Annotated in this window: 17 protein-coding genes, 1 tRNA gene and 1 pseudogene; 7 read left to right on the plus strand and 12 right to left on the minus strand. The window is 43.3% G+C overall.

The genetic code is table 11. The annotated features are described in order from the left end of the window. The first annotated feature begins 92 nt into the window (after nucleotides 1–92). Nucleotides 93–200 (plus strand): photosystem II reaction center protein PsbM, encoded by a 108-nt coding sequence (gene psbM / locus ACQY1X_RS18825; RefSeq protein WP_002745897.1) that lies wholly within the window; start codon nucleotides 93–95, stop codon nucleotides 198–200. Nucleotides 201–1226: 1026 nt separating this feature from the next. Here psbM and ACQY1X_RS18830 read toward each other — a convergent pair. The 5 genes from ACQY1X_RS18830 to ACQY1X_RS18850 form a co-directional block, all read right to left on the minus strand. Further along, nucleotides 1227–2228 (minus strand): pentapeptide repeat-containing protein, encoded by a 1002-nt coding sequence (locus tag ACQY1X_RS18830; RefSeq protein WP_002737262.1) that lies wholly within the window; start codon nucleotides 2226–2228, stop codon nucleotides 1227–1229. A gap of 1077 nt (nucleotides 2229–3305) precedes the next feature. Beyond that, nucleotides 3306–3551: a type I restriction-modification system subunit M N-terminal domain-containing protein gene (locus ACQY1X_RS18835; protein WP_002752797.1), complete on the minus strand. Its 246-nt coding sequence runs from the start codon at nucleotides 3549–3551 to the stop codon at nucleotides 3306–3308. Next, the gene (locus ACQY1X_RS18840) at nucleotides 3548–3922 is read right to left on the minus strand and encodes a hypothetical protein (protein ID WP_002752795.1); all 375 of its coding nucleotides are present in this window, start codon (nucleotides 3920–3922) and stop codon (nucleotides 3548–3550) included. Before ACQY1X_RS18840 ends, ACQY1X_RS18835 begins: the two co-directional genes overlap by 4 nt. A 42-nt stretch (nucleotides 3923–3964) precedes the next feature. Beyond that, entirely contained in the window at nucleotides 3965–4888 is a 924-nt protein-coding gene (locus ACQY1X_RS18845; protein ID WP_430013338.1) for an alpha/beta fold hydrolase, read from the minus strand. A 151-nt stretch (nucleotides 4889–5039) separates the two neighbouring features. After that, nucleotides 5040–5747 (minus strand): SIMPL domain-containing protein, encoded by a 708-nt coding sequence (locus ACQY1X_RS18850; protein WP_430013339.1) that lies wholly within the window; start codon nucleotides 5745–5747, stop codon nucleotides 5040–5042. Between the two features lie 166 nt (nucleotides 5748–5913). Between ACQY1X_RS18850 and ACQY1X_RS18855 the strand changes: the two are divergent. Together ACQY1X_RS18855 and ACQY1X_RS18860 are read left to right on the plus strand one after the other, a co-directional pair. Then, a pseudogene (locus tag ACQY1X_RS18855) lies at nucleotides 5914–6258 on the plus strand (hypothetical protein); the annotation flags it as partial. Between the two features lie 417 nt (nucleotides 6259–6675). Further along, entirely contained in the window at nucleotides 6676–7278 is a 603-nt protein-coding gene (locus tag ACQY1X_RS18860; protein WP_430015004.1) for a Uma2 family endonuclease, read from the plus strand. A 122-nt stretch (nucleotides 7279–7400) separates the two neighbouring features. On the opposite strand, the gene murA is transcribed toward ACQY1X_RS18860, so the two are convergent. Beyond that, on the minus strand, nucleotides 7401–8714 hold the full coding sequence (gene murA, locus ACQY1X_RS18865; RefSeq protein ID WP_043997523.1) for a UDP-N-acetylglucosamine 1-carboxyvinyltransferase: 1314 nt from the start codon (nucleotides 8712–8714) through the stop codon (nucleotides 7401–7403). A gap of 191 nt (nucleotides 8715–8905) precedes the next feature. On the opposite strand from murA, the gene ACQY1X_RS18870 reads away from it, so the two are divergent. Continuing rightward, a tRNA-Leu gene (locus tag ACQY1X_RS18870) sits at nucleotides 8906–8989 on the plus strand. Between the two features lie 62 nt (nucleotides 8990–9051). Beyond that, nucleotides 9052–9846 carry a TrmH family RNA methyltransferase gene (locus ACQY1X_RS18875; RefSeq protein ID WP_430015005.1) on the plus strand — a complete coding sequence of 265 codons (795 nt, stop codon included), beginning with the start codon at nucleotides 9052–9054 and terminating at the stop codon, nucleotides 9844–9846. A gap of 42 nt (nucleotides 9847–9888) precedes the next feature. Here the strand turns inward: ACQY1X_RS18875 and ACQY1X_RS18880 are convergent, their stop codons facing one another. The 5 genes from ACQY1X_RS18880 to ACQY1X_RS18900 form a co-directional block, all read right to left on the minus strand. Continuing rightward, entirely contained in the window at nucleotides 9889–10620 is a 732-nt protein-coding gene (locus ACQY1X_RS18880) for a TIGR02391 family protein (protein WP_430015006.1), read from the minus strand. A gap of 373 nt (nucleotides 10621–10993) precedes the next feature. Continuing rightward, a complete protein-coding gene (locus tag ACQY1X_RS18885) occupies nucleotides 10994–11179 on the minus strand; it encodes a hypothetical protein (RefSeq protein WP_430013344.1) in 186 nt (61 codons plus the stop codon). Continuing rightward, a complete protein-coding gene (locus ACQY1X_RS18890; protein WP_287636962.1) occupies nucleotides 11172–11747 on the minus strand; it encodes a zeta toxin family protein in 576 nt (191 codons plus the stop codon). The genes ACQY1X_RS18885 and ACQY1X_RS18890 overlap by 8 nt, the downstream gene beginning before the upstream one ends. Before the next feature lie 143 nt (nucleotides 11748–11890). Next, nucleotides 11891–12379, minus strand: a complete 489-nt coding sequence (locus tag ACQY1X_RS18895) for a DUF29 domain-containing protein (protein WP_430013345.1) — start codon at nucleotides 12377–12379, stop codon at nucleotides 11891–11893. Nucleotides 12380–12652: 273 nt separating this feature from the next. Beyond that, a complete protein-coding gene (locus ACQY1X_RS18900; RefSeq protein ID WP_002778985.1) occupies nucleotides 12653–13345 on the minus strand; it encodes a Crp/Fnr family transcriptional regulator in 693 nt (230 codons plus the stop codon). Nucleotides 13346–13818: 473 nt separating this feature from the next. On the opposite strand from ACQY1X_RS18900, the gene ACQY1X_RS18905 reads away from it, so the two are divergent. Together ACQY1X_RS18905 and ACQY1X_RS18910 are read left to right on the plus strand one after the other, a co-directional pair. After that, on the plus strand, nucleotides 13819–14007 hold the full coding sequence (locus ACQY1X_RS18905) for a hypothetical protein (protein WP_002752772.1): 189 nt from the start codon (nucleotides 13819–13821) through the stop codon (nucleotides 14005–14007). Further along, on the plus strand, nucleotides 13992–14288 hold the full coding sequence (locus tag ACQY1X_RS18910) for a type II toxin-antitoxin system RelE/ParE family toxin (RefSeq protein WP_002737690.1): 297 nt from the start codon (nucleotides 13992–13994) through the stop codon (nucleotides 14286–14288). Before ACQY1X_RS18905 ends, ACQY1X_RS18910 begins: the two co-directional genes overlap by 16 nt. A 236-nt stretch (nucleotides 14289–14524) precedes the next feature. On the opposite strand, the gene ACQY1X_RS18915 is transcribed toward ACQY1X_RS18910, so the two are convergent. Beyond that, nucleotides 14525–15976 carry a GTP-binding protein gene (locus ACQY1X_RS18915; protein ID WP_430015007.1) on the minus strand — a complete coding sequence of 484 codons (1452 nt, stop codon included), beginning with the start codon at nucleotides 15974–15976 and terminating at the stop codon, nucleotides 14525–14527. Nucleotides 15977–16333 lie beyond the last annotated feature (357 nt).

Here is a 16333-nt window from a genome sequence, read left to right on the forward strand (position 1 = left end):
CCCTTTCAAATCAGCAACGCCTTGGCTTCTCTAGGATGATATTCTAGGAGTTAATCTTTATGTAAATCCGTTGTCACAGAGGGAGCTAACTCATGCAAGTAAATAATCTCGGCTTTATCGCTAGTATCCTATTCGTCCTAGTCCCCACCGTTTTCCTCTTGATTCTGTTTATCCAAACCAGAGAGGAAACCGAGGGTTAAATTCCTTCCCTATCCAGGGTAAGCGCATCTTAACAAGCCTTGACAAAATGAACTTTATGTGAGTTGCTTACCCAGAGAGCGATTCAGGCATCTTTGAGGAGAATTGGCCATCTAAATTGTTAGGCAAAAATCGACCAAATGGGTCGATTTCCTAACTATTTTGATTGACTGGTATCACTTGAAATCCCCATGCGGATCACAAAATTGGCCAATTGTCAATAGCGTTTGAGATGCTCTCACCCTGCTTCCCTATCCCTATTCTTCCTAAAAACCCCGGTGATTTCTGGAAGTCATGCGGGGTTTTTCCCTTGAATTAGGGGAAAATACCAGTTTCGTCACCTGATCCTCAATCCGCTGAGTATAGGCTACTTATGAGGACAAGCACTTATGCAAGAGGCAAGAGGCAAAAGGGTGAATAAATAAAGTGATTTCTGATCAAGAAGATACCTGATAAGTAGTTGGAAAAAAGTAAAGTTAACTGTGGGGTAAGGAGTCGGTCGTCGGTCGTCAGTAAGAATTACGGCAATTTACATTTCTTAAGATAGACAACAGAATTTATGTCCGACTACTTAGTAACCATAATTGAGAAAGTTTGTGCTGCTTAAATAAAGAGGTTTTGACAACCAAATTAAAGCATATCTAAAGAGTTTTGAGTTAAAAGTTAAACTTCAGGTTTTCATTTAGAACCAATTCACTAATTAACTAATTTTTCCCAAAAAATTAGTTAACTCGCCATTATAACATATAAGTAGGTAGGCGTTAAAAGTTGTCATACACCCCCCTTATCAAGGGGGGCAGGGGGGATCCCCCCGCCCATCGGCACCCCCCTTATCAAGGGGGGCAGGGGGGATCGAACCTAAAATCCATTTTTAATTTAATTATAACCAGCTACTTAACTAATTTTCAAGAGTTCTATAATTCATAATTCCCACTCCCAACTCCGGCTCTCCCTTTTGCTGAAGAAAAACCCCACGGTTATAGAAATCTTGGCGGAAAAGTCTCTACAACCAGGTTTTTCTAGGAATATTAGGAAAGGAGATTGCCGCGACTACCGTTAGGAAGAATAGTTTCTTCAAGGGAAGCGGAAAGAAGATTATTTTCGGTTAAAATCGCCCCGATTAAATTAGCTCGTTTGAGATTAGCTCGTTTAAGATTGCTTCCCACTAAATAACTCAAGAGTAATCCCGCTTGGTGTAGATTAGCACCGGAAAGGTTAGCGGAGGCTAAATTAGCGCCGAGAAGATTACAACCGGTTAAGTTAGCTTGGCGAAAATTGGCTTTATTCGCGTCAGTTTTGCTTAAATCGGCACCGGTTAAGTTAGCTCCCTCAAAATCACTACAATTGAGGTTAGCTCCCGTCAGATTAGCTCCTTCCAGGTTAGCATAACGTAAATCCGCCCCCCGTAAATCCGCCCCGCGCAAATCGGCATAGCTGAGGTCGGCGTATTGAAGGTGGCAGTTTTCCAGATTAGCTTGATAGAGATAGGCTCGAATTAGGTTAGCCTCTTTTAAGTTAGCGTGGCTAAGATTAGCAGAGCTAAGAATAGCACGAGTGAGAATAGCCCGTTTTAGGTTAGCTTTCTCCGCCATAGCATGGGTTAAAGTGGCTGAGGTGAGATTAGCCGCTTCCAGATTCGCCTTGAACAGTTGAGCAAAAAGTAGGCTACTGTGAATTAAACAGGCAGAACTTAAATCAGCCTTTTTCAGAACAGTATTACTCAAAATTGCGCCGCTTAGGTTACTTTGGTGCAAATTTGCCCCAGAAAGAGCGGCTTTAGTCAGGTTAGCATCGATAAGACAAGCTTTGCTTAAATTGACTTCTTCTAGGTCAGCAGCCTTGAAATTAGCGTTAATTAAACAAGCTTCGGTTAAATTGGCTTGTCTTAAGTAACTATGACTTAGGTTAATCTGGTTTAAACACTGTCTCTTTAAATTGACTCCGCTAAGTCTGACTTCCGCAAAGTTGCGTTCACCTCGATTATACAGTTCGATTAGATGTTCACGATCGATTAAGGCATTGCTACTCATAAAATAACTAAATTGTCCTGGAAGGTGATTTCCAGAGAATTGGTTGGGGAAAATTATTGATCATGAAGTCGATCTCTAGAATTAGTACAGGGAGCGACTGGGGATTTTTGCGAATAAATAGAAATTTTCAACCAATTATGGGCTTAAAATCCCTATTGGCAATTACTGAAGCGGGTAAATAACCACAAGAATCGGGGTTCAATACCAAAAACAACCTTTACCTAAACCCGCCACTTGTTACCAGCCAGGTCTAGGCATTAAATTAGAGAAGTCTTGTGCGTCAGTTTTTCTGACTGAATCTACTGCCTCGCCGATGTCTTGACTCGGTATCATACAGTTGAATTTGTTAGGTCTGCTTAGTCAGTCCAGTAGCCAACAGGCTAAAACTCTTAATCACCAGATTTCGGGGACTTTCCAGTTGGCAATCATAAAACTTCGTAAAAGTCAATCCCTCTTAGGGGTAAATCGCCCCATTCTCTTCCCTGAAACCCTAGTTTAACAAGTTTATCAGGTTGTGGTCTGTTTTGGCAAGAGGCGTTAATGGCTTTTCAGTAATTCCTAAGGCAAACGGTAGCACAGAATACAGAATCAGTCTTACTCTTGCCTTTCAAAATCAAGTGAAGGGTTTGAATAGTGGGTTTCGGGGGAATGGAAGTCAAACAACTGAATTTTATGGGGATGCGGAGCTATTTCCAGGTAGTTATCGCTGGGATAACTGACCCTCGAAATGCCAGCAATGCCAGCCGCTACAGTCTGAAAGACTCAATATTAGTGGCATTTGCCGAGTTTTTTCGCCAGAATGAATATTTCTAGAATATCAGCGTCAACTTAATATAAGTAGTCGTGCAAAATTAATTTCCTAGTCGAGACAGGAGACTCCGAGACGGGAGACGGGATACAGCTATTAGGGATCGGATTTTAGTTTTCAGTTCACTGTTTACTCACAGCAGAAGTCTGACGGAGTAGTGGCTTAGATGTGTAATTAATTGTGCTTAGATAATTAGCGATCCTAAATCATTTTCAAAAAAGTGATAAGACAATATTGAATGTTTAACTATACCAAAGACAAAATGATTTTTATTTGGGGTTGTAGAAGGCAAATCCTGATTTTTTGCAGAGGAGGGGATCGAGGTTGTCGAGCTTGTCTTTGTAATGGTTATAGGCTGCTAAGACCTCCTCTTTGGTCGGCTCTAACACGCAGTCGAAGCGACGCAGCACGGTGAAAGGCAAGATGACATCTTGATATTTGCCGCGCTTAAAGGTATCGCGGATCAAATCCGCGATACTCCAAATAAAACTTACCTTGTCACCGAAGTTGTTCATCTGTTAAGACCGCAGTTTCCCCGCGACCAACCCCATTCTTCCACTCCCACGGAAATTTGCGAACCGGGACGGACATCTCCTTTCGATAAGTCTATCAGAGTGACACTGACTGCGGCGAATAAACTGCCCCGATAAATCGGCTGTCCTTTGTTGTTAGTATTTTTAAAACTAAGACTAGAAACTTGGGGAGGTTGACCGGAGCGTGTCCAGCGAATGCGCTCAAAACGTCCATTGATAAATTCTGCTGAATAGGACCAACCGTTATTCATGCGGCCTCGACAAAAAAGCTGTTGTGTGGCTACAGTAGCGGGAATATTGACAGATAAACTCAGAAGGCTGAATGTAGCGAGAGCGATCGGCAAAAATTTCATAAAAGTTGGCACTATAGGGTCAAATAATCCTATTATAAGTTTTTAGTTCGCAAATTTAACTATCGCGGCCGCGGTAAGTTCCGGTTTTTCGAGGTGGGGAACATGACCACAGCGAGGAATCCAGACCAGTTGATTATTGGGTAAGGCCTGCTGAAATATCTTCGCGTCTTTTGTGCCTAAAATTTGATCGTTTTCTCCCCAAATAATCAGCGTTTCTCGGTTTATTTGGCTTAATTTCGGCAAAAATGCCCCATAACCGCCACTTTTGGTAAAGGAGATTAAAGCCGCACTCCAGTGGGGACAATTCAGGTGCAGATTGGCACAGGTGCAAGCATCAACAGTGGCTAAAGTTGCATCAAAATAGGCAGTACGACTGATATTTTGACGCACGCGGGGATTGGCTAAAAAATTAGTTGCCCACTTATCGAGGGGAGAAAACATCAATTTACCCAAAACTGGGGGGTTAGCTAGTCCTGCGCTGTCAATCAGGACTAATTTTGCCACTATTTCCGGGTAGGAGAGGGCAAAATCTAGGGCCACTGCACCCCCCATGGAAGCACCGACTAAAATTATCGGTTTAGCGATCGCAGTTTGCCAGAAATGGTAAAGATGGCTTTTAATAGTTTTCGGAGATACTTGTAAATCTGGGTATCGCTCAGTAAAACCAAAGCCGAGCAGATCTATCGCCCAAGTTTCCCTATTTTGGGCGAGTAAAGGTAGTAAACGCCGAAATTCCAGCAGGGAACTATCAAAACCGTGCAGGAGGAGAAAAGGCGGTTGACCTTGCCCTTGTTGACTATAGGTAGTTAGAATCGATCGAGGATAGATGGGGCTATCGATGGCAATTTGTTGGATATTTTCGAGGAGAGCAAGGGAGGTATCTTCACTCAATCCCTCCCTAACAGTGGGTAAAAAGTTGGGATAATTCACGGATGAGGGCGAAAGTTTTCTAGATTTTCCGAGCATCGGTGCTGATTTTAAGCTGTTGACTATCTAAATTACTCGTTAGGACTGTCTATGAGCAGGAGAGCGAGGAGAGAGAGTTTCAGCATTTGTACTAAAATACTCAATAGGCAGTTTAAATGCAGTACAGCTTAACTGATAGCTAAAGGTTATTTTAATAGCTAATTTCGAGGGTGACAGCAGCGCGCAGGGTTTGTTCCCCTCCGATAACTGGGCTACTGGCAGCATCGGCACTCCGAAAAACCGCTTCTGAGCGGGCTATTGGCACGGGATTACCTGTATTACCCACTTGGATAGAAACCGTTTCTTTCGGCACTAAACCGAGGGCTTGTAACACGATTGTAGCCTGTTCTCTAGCTTGTTCCGTGGCTTTGATGAGAGCGGTTCTTTGGGCAGCTGCGATCGCTGACTCTCCAGCAGTAAAACTGACCCCATCGATGCGTGTTGCCCCGACTTTGACCGCTTCATCGATTAAACTCCCCGCTTGGGCTATATCAATCTGAAAACTAATCAAATTAGCCCCGATATAACCGATTAAACGTCTTTGATTGTTGCTGAAGTCGTAATTGGGCTGTAAACTGATGCCAGTGGTTTCCAATTTTTCCACTTGACGGGAACGGAGAAATTTAACCACCGCATCGCTACGATTGGCGGTTTCCTGCTGCACTTTCCCCGCTTCTTTGCCTTGAACTTCTACCCCTAAGCGCACTATTGCTTGAGAAGTGGCGATATTTTCTATTCCTTCTCCCGTCACGGTAATTGTTCTCAATTCTCTTGCGTCTGCGTAACTAGGCATAACTAATCCAGTGTTGATGAGGATAAGGGACAGCAAAAAAGCCAAGCAAAATTTTTTGTAATTCATGAAAAATCTCTAGCGATCGATACTATATTTCGATTCTAGCCTTTATTTTGGGCAATTGAGTGGAAGATTATCCCTTTTCTGTCACTTTCAGAAAATCCCCGTTAACTCCAACTGCTGAAACTCTTACAGCCTTTCTCACAAACATGAAGTACAATGTTATCGATATCCTTTCCAAGAGAATTTACTGGAAATTCTGGCCAACTGGCGCAAGAGTTTGGAATTAAGAGATAATTTAAGTGCCGAAGAACAGGAGGACATTATGAACCTATCACCAGCTTATTTACAACAACGAGAAGAGTGGAAACAAGAAGGAAAGCAAGAAGGCACTTTAGAAGGACAACTATCCCTGATAAGCAGTCTTCTGGAAGGACGTTTTGGCAGCCTAGATACAGAATTATCTGGTCTGGTGGAACAGATTGCCCAACTTCCTATCTCGGAACGCACCGGGTTACTTCTTTCTCTGGCTAATTTATCTCGCTCAGAACTGTTAGAAAGATTCAGGGAAAATTAAACTTTCACTCCCCCTAAGCTAGGAAAAACTATCCCCAAGCATTAATAGAAAACGGGTTTCTCGGAGAAACCCGTTTTCTGTGCGTTACTCAACGGATTTAGTATGACAACTGATAAAAACCCCTCCAATTAATGAAGGGAAATTGTCGGATTTTATTGATGGTATTAGGAGACTTTTGTGGTTTCTTTTTCTGAAAAGACGGACAATAAAAGGAAAATACACACTTTTGTCTTTATAACTGTATTTTAAGCTACATTTTTATAAATATTTACATTCCTCTCCGTCAGGCTTCTTTGGCAACTTTAAGAGCGATCGCCTTCTATCTTTTAGTAGTCAATAATGCCGATGACAAGAGCTAAGTTAAGATTGAAGGGCATTCAGTTGTTAACTCATGTAATTCTTGAGTAGGGGGAAAATATGACGACACTACTTGTACAAACGACCTCGGCTCCTTTGATGATTGATCTTCCTTGGATTATGCCGATGACGGAGGAGCAGTTTTATGAATTTTGTTTAGCCAATCGAGATTTACGCATTGAACGCAGTGCTAGTGGAGAAGTGATCGTTATGCCTCCTGCTTTTTCAGATACGGGTAATCGCAATTTTAATATAGCTCTGCAACTGGGGAACTGGTCAGAACTAGATGGAACGGGGCTTGGGTTTGATTCTAGTGCGGGTTTTACGCTGCCCAATGGTGCGACTCGTTCACCGGATGCTGCTTGGATTAAATTAGAACGCTGGAATGCTTTAACAGAAAAACAAAAAACCTCTTTTGCCCCCATCTGTCCCGATTTTGTCATTGAATTACGTTCTGCTAGTGATACAGTATCCAGTTTGCAGAAAAAGATGGAGGAATATATTGCCAATGGTACTTTATTGGGTTGGTTAATAGATCGCCAAAATCGCCAAGTCTATATTTATCGTCCCCATCAAGAACCGGAGATTTTAAATGCTCCTGAAACCATTAGTGGTGATCCAGAATTGCCGGGGTTTGTATTAGTAATGGCTAAGATTTGGTAAATGCGATCGCTGATGAAAGGTTCCGTCAATATAGAACAACTAAGCACGATTAACGCTGTTCTATATTGTTGCTCAAGAGAATCCACTCAACATCGATAGAACAGCGATAACTAATCATCCTGTTAAGATTGGGTCAGGGTAGCCAATTCTAAGGCTAAAGGATCAACCCGGCGTAAATTCGCCCCTAATGCTCTTAATTTACCCTCTAAATTATCGTAACCTCGATCGAGGTGATGGAGTCCCTGCACAATAGTAGTCCCCTGGGCTGCCAATCCTGCTACCACCAAAGCTGCCGAAGCGCGTAGATCCGTGGCCATCACTGGCGCCCCGGAGAGGAAAGGCACACCGCGCACTAAAGCCACATTTCCTTTGACCTTGATATCTGCTCCCAGACGCTTTAATTCGGCCACATGACGCAGGCGATTTTCAAAAACCGTCTCATTAACCACGCTACTGCCCTCGGCTAAAGTTAATAGAGCCATAAATTGGGCCTGCATATCCGTGGGAAAACCGGGATAGGGCAGGGTTTCCATATCGGTGGCTTTTAAGTCTCTAGGGATAATCCGGAGACGATTAGGACCATCTTCCACTACTTCTGGACCGATTTCGTGCAGTTTGGCAATTACCGAAGCTAAATGGCTGGGAATCACGGGATAAAGACTAATTTCCGAGCGGGTAATCGCCCCGGCTATCAGTAAAGTCCCGGCTTCAATGCGATCGGGAATGATATTGTAATCGGTACTGTGCAGACGGGAAACTCCCTCAATAACAATTGTATTGGTCCCAGCACCGCGAATTTTTGCCCCCATGGAAACACAAAAATTGGCTAAATCAATCACCTCTGGCTCCTGGGCCGCATTACCGAGAATGGTTTCCCCGAACGCTAAAGTCGCCGCCATCATTAAGGTTTCCGTCGCTCCCACACTGGGATAATCCAGATAAATATTCGCCCCTTTCAGACGACCATTACCCTTAACGCGGGCGTGTACCATGCCGCCATCGATTAATACATCTGCACCCATTGACTGTAGGCCCCTAACGTGCAGATCCACTGGTCTGGCCCCAATGGCGCAGCCGCCGGGAAGGGGAACTTTTGCTTCTCCCAAACGGGCTAAAATCGGTCCGATGGCAAAAAAACTGGCTCGCAACTGGGAGACGAGATCGTAGGGCGCTTGAGCTTGTTTGAGGTCTCTGCCATCAATCTCTAGTCTATCTCCGGTGTGACGGACTTGCACGCCTAAAGCCGAGAGAATTTGACTCATCCGCTCGATATCGGCTAGGGCAGGTACATTACTAATCTGGCACTCGTCGGAGCAGAGTAAAGCTCCCGCCATAATCACTAGAGCGGCATTTTTGGCACCACTGATTTTAACTTCACCCTTGAGAGAGTGACGACCTTGAATTTCTAAATAGGGATGCTCGATATCGATAGTCATAGGATCATTCATTTATCTTAGTTGGGAGTCTTGGCTAAGGCAAGCTTCGGTAAAATTAGACTGCATCTTATCAGATTTTTGAACGAATTATCGGTGATTCTACCTCGAAAAACGATTTTTGTCTTAATTATCTCAACTATCTTGACTTATGGATTGTCCGATAGTATAATAAGAGATCGTGAAAGAAAAATGCGGAACTGGCGGAATTGGTAGACGCGCTAGATTCAGGTTCTAGTGTCTGCAAAGACTTTCGGGTTCAAGTCCCGAGTTCCGCATTATCTCCCTCAAAACGTAGTTATTTAGGGCAGCCCTAGCGGGGTGAAAAATCCGATTGGCTATGATTAGCAGTGTTCAAAACCCTTTAATCAAGCAAATTCGCAAGCTACACCGCACTAGAGAGCGACAGGAGCAGAATTTGTCCTTAATTGAGGGAACGCACTTACTAGAGACGGCTTTAGCGGTGAATTGTTCCCTAGAAACGGTTTGTTATACTGAAAAGTGGCAGCAAAGACAGGGAGAATTAGCAGAGAAGTTTCAAAATCAGGCGAAACGAGTCGAGATGGTTTCCCCGGAAGTCCTCGCTTCCCTAGCGACAACGGTTAATCCCGATGGTGTGATTGCCACTATTTCCCGTACTCACCTTCATCCAATCCCCCAAAATCCGCTACAATTGGGCTTAGTTTTGGAAAGATTGCAGGATCCAGGCAATCTCGGCACTATTATTCGCACTGCCGTGGCTACGGAGGTACAGGGTATCTGGTTAAGTCTCGATAGCGTCGAAATCGATAACCCTAAAGTGATCCGCAGTTCCGCCGGGGAATGGTTTCGATCGCCCCTGGTGGTAGAATCGGATTTATCGGCTTTAGTGAAAAAATATCAAGCACAGGGGGTAAAAGCGATCGCGACTTTACCCACAGCCACCAAAAGCCACTGGGAGATTGATTTTACCCGTCCGACTTTAATATTATTAGGCAATGAAGGAGCCGGTTTATCGCCCCAATTAGCGACTTTAGCCGATGAAACGGTGAAAATTCCCCTCTTTGGTGGTGTGGAATCTTTAAATGTTGCGATCGCTACTGCTGTCATCCTCTACGAAGCTAGAAGACAATTATCCTACAGTAGGGTGGATTAGCGTCAGCGTAATCCACCGTTAAACCAGACAAGAATTAGAGATTTATGTATTCTCGTTTTCTGTCTCCCAATCTAAATCATCTAGCATCTTCAATAATAAATCGATGAATACGATAATTGCTCCACCCTCCTCTGGTTTAGGATCGATGAATCGATGAGCGTAACGGTTACGAAAAAGCTTCATTGTACCCGAATATAAATCACGGTATGCCTCTAATTCTTCTGATGGAAGCTTATCTTTTTGTACAGATTTATTGCTTCCAAAAATTAGGTTAACAATACCATTACCCGTGGCTTTTTGATTAATATTATCAATATTTCCCAGTTTCCTCATGCGGTCCTCTAAAACCACTGTCGCATTGCGAATCGCAGTATCCCACGCTTTTGGATTATCTCCACCCGCACTCACAGAAAAACGGACTCTCTCCCATAGTTCGGAGTCTAAATGTTCAACTTCAGTCAAGGGAATTAGATGAGGAATAGCCGAGCGATTGGGTTCAGCAAAGTTAGAATCAACCGCTTCATAAGCTTTTCCTGTTAGAGTGCCTTTGTATTGATGCTGGCTTTTTTGTTGCCATTTAATATAACCATATTCTTCTAATATATCGAACGTTGCGAATTCGACATAAGGAGGGCTATCAGAACCCTTGTAATCAACCCAACCATAATCTGTAAGATTCCTAATGTACCAAATACTGTCCTCTTTAAGATTACCAGCCCGTACTTCTTTAACTATCCATCGCAAAAGGTTTTTTTGATTTTCTGTTAATGTCATATTGACACCTCCAAAAATAATTAACAGTACCATTATACTATGTAGTTTTGATTTTCGTAACGGGAATTTGCTAAAACCGACATCTATATAGGGTCTGCTGAAAAAGTACGGGCGAAGCATTCGGGCAATAACCTATCGGTGAAACCGTAGATTTTCTATCCGAATGCTTCGCCCCTACAGGACACGGGCCGATGAAGACGCAAGGTTTTAAACGAAGATTCTCTCAAAATCTTGCACCTGTGAGAGCAAAACAGAACCCTAAAACCCTTACCTCGTCTATATTTCACATTTATTCAGCAAGCCCTATATAAATCCCTCGGATAGGTGAAACTGTTTCTATGAATAGTGAAATTTGAGACAGTCAACCAATTTTTTACACTTCCGTTTTTTTGGCAGGTTTTGGCGGAATTTGCTCGGCTGTTAAGGTGACAATTTGGCCATCTTTGAAAATGCTGATAGATTCTCCTAAGAGGCGGTGTCTCTCAATTGCTTCTGCGATTGCGACTCTAACACCTGTATCGATTTTCTGATGCAGTTCCGTTAAGGTTGGTTCAGTCATTTTGGTTTCTGGTAATGATTCGGAAGGTGTCTGGGTTATAAATAATAGGAGGTTGATTAAATCCTAACGCAGCAACTAAGTGCGGTTCATCCCCAGAATTATCATAGATAATCCAAGTATCGCATAAAGGTAAATACAACTGCATGAGGTTATTACGTCCCCGCTCATAACGACGACGAACCACATCTTCAGGAATATTATGACCGCCACTGGCTACCCTTTTGTGAACTCTCTCTAAAGCTAATTGTGGACTTTGTAGCCAAAAATAAATAAGATTGAGCCTATAGCCAGAACTGCGACAGTCTCTCAAAAAACGGGCAAAATGTCGGGCTGCCAGGGTGCTTTCAAAGGCAAAATCTATTCCTTGGCACTTCAGTGTTATCAGTCTTTCTAACATCAACCGTCCTGCTTGGATAGCAACCGACTCAGGATTAAAAGGTGAGAGTCCGGCGGCAATTTCATCGGCGTTAACGTACTCGATAACGCCTAAAAAGTTGGGTAAAATTTTTTTAGCGACGGTGGTTTTCCCGGAACCATTGGGGCCAGCAATTAGATAAACATCAGACATGAGGGAAAAGCTCGTCCTCCAGATTATTTTGAGATAACCTCGAACTAAGTCGCTAGTTATAATTAAATTGAAGATAAATCCCCCCTTAATAAGGGGGGTTTTTGACAGTTTTTAACATCTAACTATTTAAGTATCAGTGGCTCTCAACTTTCCGTAAAAAAAGGTGAGATATCGATGGGGACCCAGTCTCCGTCTAATACTTGTTCGAGGGTGAATATAGACTCTAGGGGAATTATATTTTTATCGACAATTCTCCCATCAATTAGGGTTTGTCTTGCGTCTGAATAGGCCTCCCCAAAGGAATTAATGGCATGATTTTTTAGCGTTGGGGTTTTGATCTTTTTTTTCAGTTGCACTCGAAAAGTGGCTATCTCTCCTAGCCAATGACGCGCATTTCGTTCTCTTTCCGTTGTCCAATAACTCAGTTTTAAAAGATGGATTAATAGTTGAGTTAATAAACTTTCGACAGCTTGGCGCTCGCTTTTTCCCATGCACTCTACTTCCTCGATCAGATTTTCCCAGTCCACCCTGTCAAACTCTTTTTGCTTTAAAAGTTCGGCGGTTTTTTCTGTCCAGAGAACAAAATCTTCCTCGTAGAGAACGGAGAGCAATAGCGGGGTTTGTGCGGTCATAATAGATTTCTGGGGTTGCTGATTTGTGATAGGAATCTGCTTGTGTGGGGTTTTTAAAACCTGGAGCCAAACTAAGTAGCTGGTTATAATTAAATTAAAAATGGATTTTAGGTTTGATCCCCCCTTCCCCCCTTGATAAGGGGGGTGCTGATCCCCCCTTAATCCCCCCTTAATAAGGGGGGTATCTGATGATTTTTAACGCCTACCTACTTAACTTTTGGATAGGATGCACAGTTAGCATTCATAGCGTGAGTCAGCAACACCGCAGAAAAATTAATTATGACTCAAAAATAAACTGGGCAATCCGATAAGATTATCCTGCTTAAAAAAGATCGAATTTTGTTGTCGCAATTTACCGATTAATCTTGTTACTGTTACTCTGGTAGTGCCGATGGCACTGGCAATTTGAGCGTGAGTTAGGGGATAGGGGAGATAATAGCCTTCTACACAGGGTTGACCGTATTCTTCCAGTAATAAAACCAAGAACCCCATTAATCGATCGAGGGAGCGTTTTTGACCGAGAATACTCAACCAAAATAACTTACGCTGGTATTGATGGCGAAAAGTTTCCATAACAGCCGATCGCAATTGCGGCCATTGTTGTAGGTCTTCCCAGTATAACCAGACTAACTTGGTTCCGTCTAGATGAGCTTGGGCTTGTAATTGAAAGGGAAATTGAGAAACAATCTCAAAAGGTTGACCTGCACCCACAAAACCGAGAAATACTTCCTCACTATCAGCAATAGGTAGTTGACGGGGAAATTTTTGGTCGATAACGTTAACTTGTGCCTTACCAACAATACGAATCGCCCCAGATTCGACAAAGTATAACAGTCCGGGGCGTGTGGCGACTTTTTCATCTTTGGCAAAGGTATGATTACGATAATGGGATTTTGCCCAGTTAAAGATTTCTGTTTCTTGACCGATTAAGGGTATAAAATCCGACGAAGGAACCGAAGAAGACATTAAAATTAATAACCCATTGGGGCGTTGAGGGAACTGTAAACTAATGTAACAAAAAATTGCTGCGATTGGGGGGGTCTTGTAGCCGCTAGATGGTTATTGGTCAATAATCCCTAAAAGTTGCGGGGATTGAGCAGATAGGAGAATTATTAAGTATTCTTAACAGAATACCCGCCTCAATGTTACAAAAGCGAGATAATCACCTTATCTATTCTTAACTTTTTCTCGCTTTTCTGGGGACTATGGCATAAGATAGGATGCGTGACTATTAGTTTTCTATCTATGATATAGCGTTTCTCTTAAAGATGAAGTATAAAGAAATTTGGCATTATCTCTTGGCGACCGGCTACTGTTAACCGTTCCCTGTTCCCTAAAACCAGATACTTCGTACCTCACTATTAAGATAACTGCTATAGATTATAGTTGATAGATAATTTAAATTTATACTTTTCCTTAAAAACTTCGGTCAAACTTGTATGAATAGCATTAGACAAAAAGTGGAATCCCTCTTGAATCAATTACCAGATGATTGTTCAATTGAAGATATTCAGTATCATTTATACGTTCTGGAGAAGGTGCGTCAAAGTTTGAGCGCTGCTTCTCTAGAGAATACAATCCCCCAAGAAGAAGTTGAGGGTCTTTTAAACAAATGGCTGATCGAGTGAATTATCGCCTTGTCTGGTCGCCCAAAGCAATTGAAGACGTGGATGCGATCGCATCTTATATTAGTCGAGATTCCCCGTCCTACGCGGCGGCCGTCGTGCGTCGAATTCTTGATATAAGCTATTCTTTAGAAAATTGTCCCCTAGAAGCGAAAAAATGCGCCGAATTTAGCGATGATACCATCCGAGAAAAGTCTGCCTATGCCTACCGTCTGATCTATCAAATTCAAGGAGCAGTAGTTATTATAGCGGCGATCGTCCATAGTAAGCATTTCTTGGATTGATCGAGTCAGTGATCAGTTATCAGTGATCAGTTATCAGTGATCAGTGGTCAGATTTGAATTTTCAGTTCACAAGGGCTGAATCTAATACCAAATTTGTTAAGCTAAAAGCTTTAATTTACTCAGTTTCTAACCTTCTTTTTAGGTAGGAGAATTGCCAGATTCTTTCTGGGAGCCTATTGCCTATTGCCTGTTGCCTGTTGCCTCTTGCCTTCAGTTGACTGATTACTGATTACTGTTTACTGATCACTGAAAAGTCCCCCACCCCCCAATTTTGAGCCTAATTCCCGCTTAATCCGGTTGAGAATCGAGGTTTCGTCGAGGGAATCGAGAATACTGGCTACCACTGCCTTCGGGCCATCGGGTCCCCAGGTGGCCCCATTAGCGAGATAGGTTTTCGTCACTTGGCCGATCGCGTAACAGGATACACCGGCAACCCCCGCTTGAGTCAGGGCGATCGAAGTATAGGGAAGGAGAGAAATGCCGCCAGTGGCAGGAATCGAGAGGCCAAGCAGTCCTTTGAGGGAACTTAAGCCCAAAACCGCTAAAAATTCGCTGGCACTAATACCCCCCATATTGAGGGCAATTTTTTGTAAAAGAGCGATCGCCCCCTGACGAGTTAAATCGATGCCGTATAAGCGAGAAAGAGCGAGAATCATGGCTAAATCGATAACTGCTCCCGTCAACAGATCCAACACCGTCACCGGATTGAGAGCGATCGCCGATGCTTTGATCATCACTGCTTTTTGAATCAATTGATTAGCGCCGCGATCACGGATAGCCATTTTGCGGGCGACAATTTGCTCGTTTACCTCGTCCGCATACAGCATAGAATTGAGTGCCACGAGCGATTTACCCTCTCGCTCTAGAATTTCCAAAATTTTGAGTTTCAGGGCTTCTATCTGGGGGTTTCCCCGAAATCGTTGCGTTTTAAGCCGCCCATCCTGCCCTTTAACCGTCTCCGCCAAGAGGGGAGAGGCCGCCACCATAACGATCTCATCGGGGGAGAGTAGTTCTTTCACCCGTTCTGAGGCGATTTTCTCATAGATAGCGAGGCGATCGACTTCCGGATACTGATCGATTTTATTAAAGACCAAAATCATCGGTTTTCCCGCTTCCCGCAACTTGGCCAGGGCGGAAAATTCCACTTTGGTCATATCACCAGAGATGATAAAAAGGATTAAATCCACCTGCTGCGCCACCTGACAGGCGAGAATTTCCCTCGTTTGCCCATCTACCTCATCAATACCGGGAGTATCAAGCAATTGCACCTGAGCATTACCCTGGCCGTTCAGGGTCAGACGCGCTAGATTGGGGAAAGTATCATCGCTGCTCAACTGCCAATTTACCCCTTTAATGGTGCGGGTAACTCCGTGTAGAGGACCGGTTGTAAAGATTTCTTGACCGACCAGAGCATTTAAAATCGAGGATTTTCCCCGGCCCACCAGACCAAAAGCGGCAATTTGAATCAGGGAGCGATCGAGTTTTTCCAGCAGGGCCACTAGGCGATCGATCTCCGCTTCTAGACCAATTTTCTCGATCGAGGTAAGATCGAGACGCTCAACAAGTTTGCCCAGAGAATTGCGTGCCTGATTATAGTTGAGTTCTTCTTGAATAGTGCCGACACCTCGAAGCGCTTGTTCTAGGTCTTCGGTATTCCAAGCTCGATCGAGGAACGGGTCAGAGGTCATTTCAGTTATCAGTTATCAGTTATCAGTTATCAGTTATCGGTTATCGGTTATCAGTTGTCAGTGATTAAGTGGGTGGGTGTTAAAAATTGTCAGATACCCCCCTTATTAAGCTGTCCTTTAGTCACATCTTTCTTAACATTTCAAACCTTTGTAGCACAAGGCTTTCAAGACTCGGTTAACAATTTGTAATATTCCTTGTTGACACCCTTACAAAACAAAGAAAAAACTGAAATCAAGTCAGGATAAGGGTTGGAGTGCTTACTGCAAAAATTGTTAAGAAAGATCCCTATAAGGGATAGCTTATTAAGGGGGGATTAAGGGGGGATCAAGGGGGGAACCATCTTCAATTTAATTATA

Origin of the sequence: Microcystis protocystis FBCC-A270 (assembly GCF_050500235.1) — a bacterium.
GTDB classification, from domain to species: Bacteria; Cyanobacteriota; Cyanobacteriia; order Cyanobacteriales; family Microcystaceae; genus Microcystis; species Microcystis ichthyoblabe_A.

Excerpts from the sequence above, each read along its gene's own strand:
- ACQY1X_RS18845 (WP_430013338.1), bottom strand. The coding sequence starts at position 4,888 with ATGCTCGGAAAATCTAGAAAACTTTCGCCCTCATCCGTGAATTATCCC.
- ACQY1X_RS18880 (WP_430015006.1), bottom strand. The coding sequence starts at position 10,620 with ATGACATTAACAGAAAATCAAAAAAACCTTTTGCGATGGATAGTTAAA.
- ACQY1X_RS18840 (WP_002752795.1), bottom strand. The coding sequence starts at position 3,922 with ATGAAATTTTTGCCGATCGCTCTCGCTACATTCAGCCTTCTGAGTTTA.
- ACQY1X_RS18850 (WP_430013339.1), bottom strand. The coding sequence starts at position 5,747 with ATGAATTACAAAAAATTTTGCTTGGCTTTTTTGCTGTCCCTTATCCTC.
- murA (WP_043997523.1), bottom strand. The coding sequence starts at position 8,714 with ATGACTATCGATATCGAGCATCCCTATTTAGAAATTCAAGGTCGTCAC.
- ACQY1X_RS18835 (WP_002752797.1), bottom strand. The coding sequence starts at position 3,551 with ATGAACAACTTCGGTGACAAGGTAAGTTTTATTTGGAGTATCGCGGAT.
- ACQY1X_RS18890 (WP_287636962.1), bottom strand. The coding sequence starts at position 11,747 with ATGTCTGATGTTTATCTAATTGCTGGCCCCAATGGTTCCGGGAAAACC.
- ACQY1X_RS18875 (WP_430015005.1), top strand. The coding sequence starts at position 9,052 with ATGATTAGCAGTGTTCAAAACCCTTTAATCAAGCAAATTCGCAAGCTA.
- ACQY1X_RS18895 (WP_430013345.1), bottom strand. The coding sequence starts at position 12,379 with ATGACCGCACAAACCCCGCTATTGCTCTCCGTTCTCTACGAGGAAGAT.
- ACQY1X_RS18860 (WP_430015004.1), top strand. The coding sequence starts at position 6,676 with ATGACGACACTACTTGTACAAACGACCTCGGCTCCTTTGATGATTGAT.
- ACQY1X_RS18830 (WP_002737262.1), bottom strand. The coding sequence starts at position 2,228 with ATGAGTAGCAATGCCTTAATCGATCGTGAACATCTAATCGAACTGTAT.
- psbM (WP_002745897.1), top strand. The coding sequence starts at position 93 with ATGCAAGTAAATAATCTCGGCTTTATCGCTAGTATCCTATTCGTCCTA.
- ACQY1X_RS18885 (WP_430013344.1), bottom strand. The coding sequence starts at position 11,179 with ATGACTGAACCAACCTTAACGGAACTGCATCAGAAAATCGATACAGGT.
- ACQY1X_RS18900 (WP_002778985.1), bottom strand. The coding sequence starts at position 13,345 with ATGTCTTCTTCGGTTCCTTCGTCGGATTTTATACCCTTAATCGGTCAA.
- ACQY1X_RS18910 (WP_002737690.1), top strand. The coding sequence starts at position 13,992 with ATGGCTGATCGAGTGAATTATCGCCTTGTCTGGTCGCCCAAAGCAATT.
- ACQY1X_RS18915 (WP_430015007.1), bottom strand. The coding sequence starts at position 15,976 with ATGACCTCTGACCCGTTCCTCGATCGAGCTTGGAATACCGAAGACCTA.
- ACQY1X_RS18905 (WP_002752772.1), top strand. The coding sequence starts at position 13,819 with ATGAATAGCATTAGACAAAAAGTGGAATCCCTCTTGAATCAATTACCA.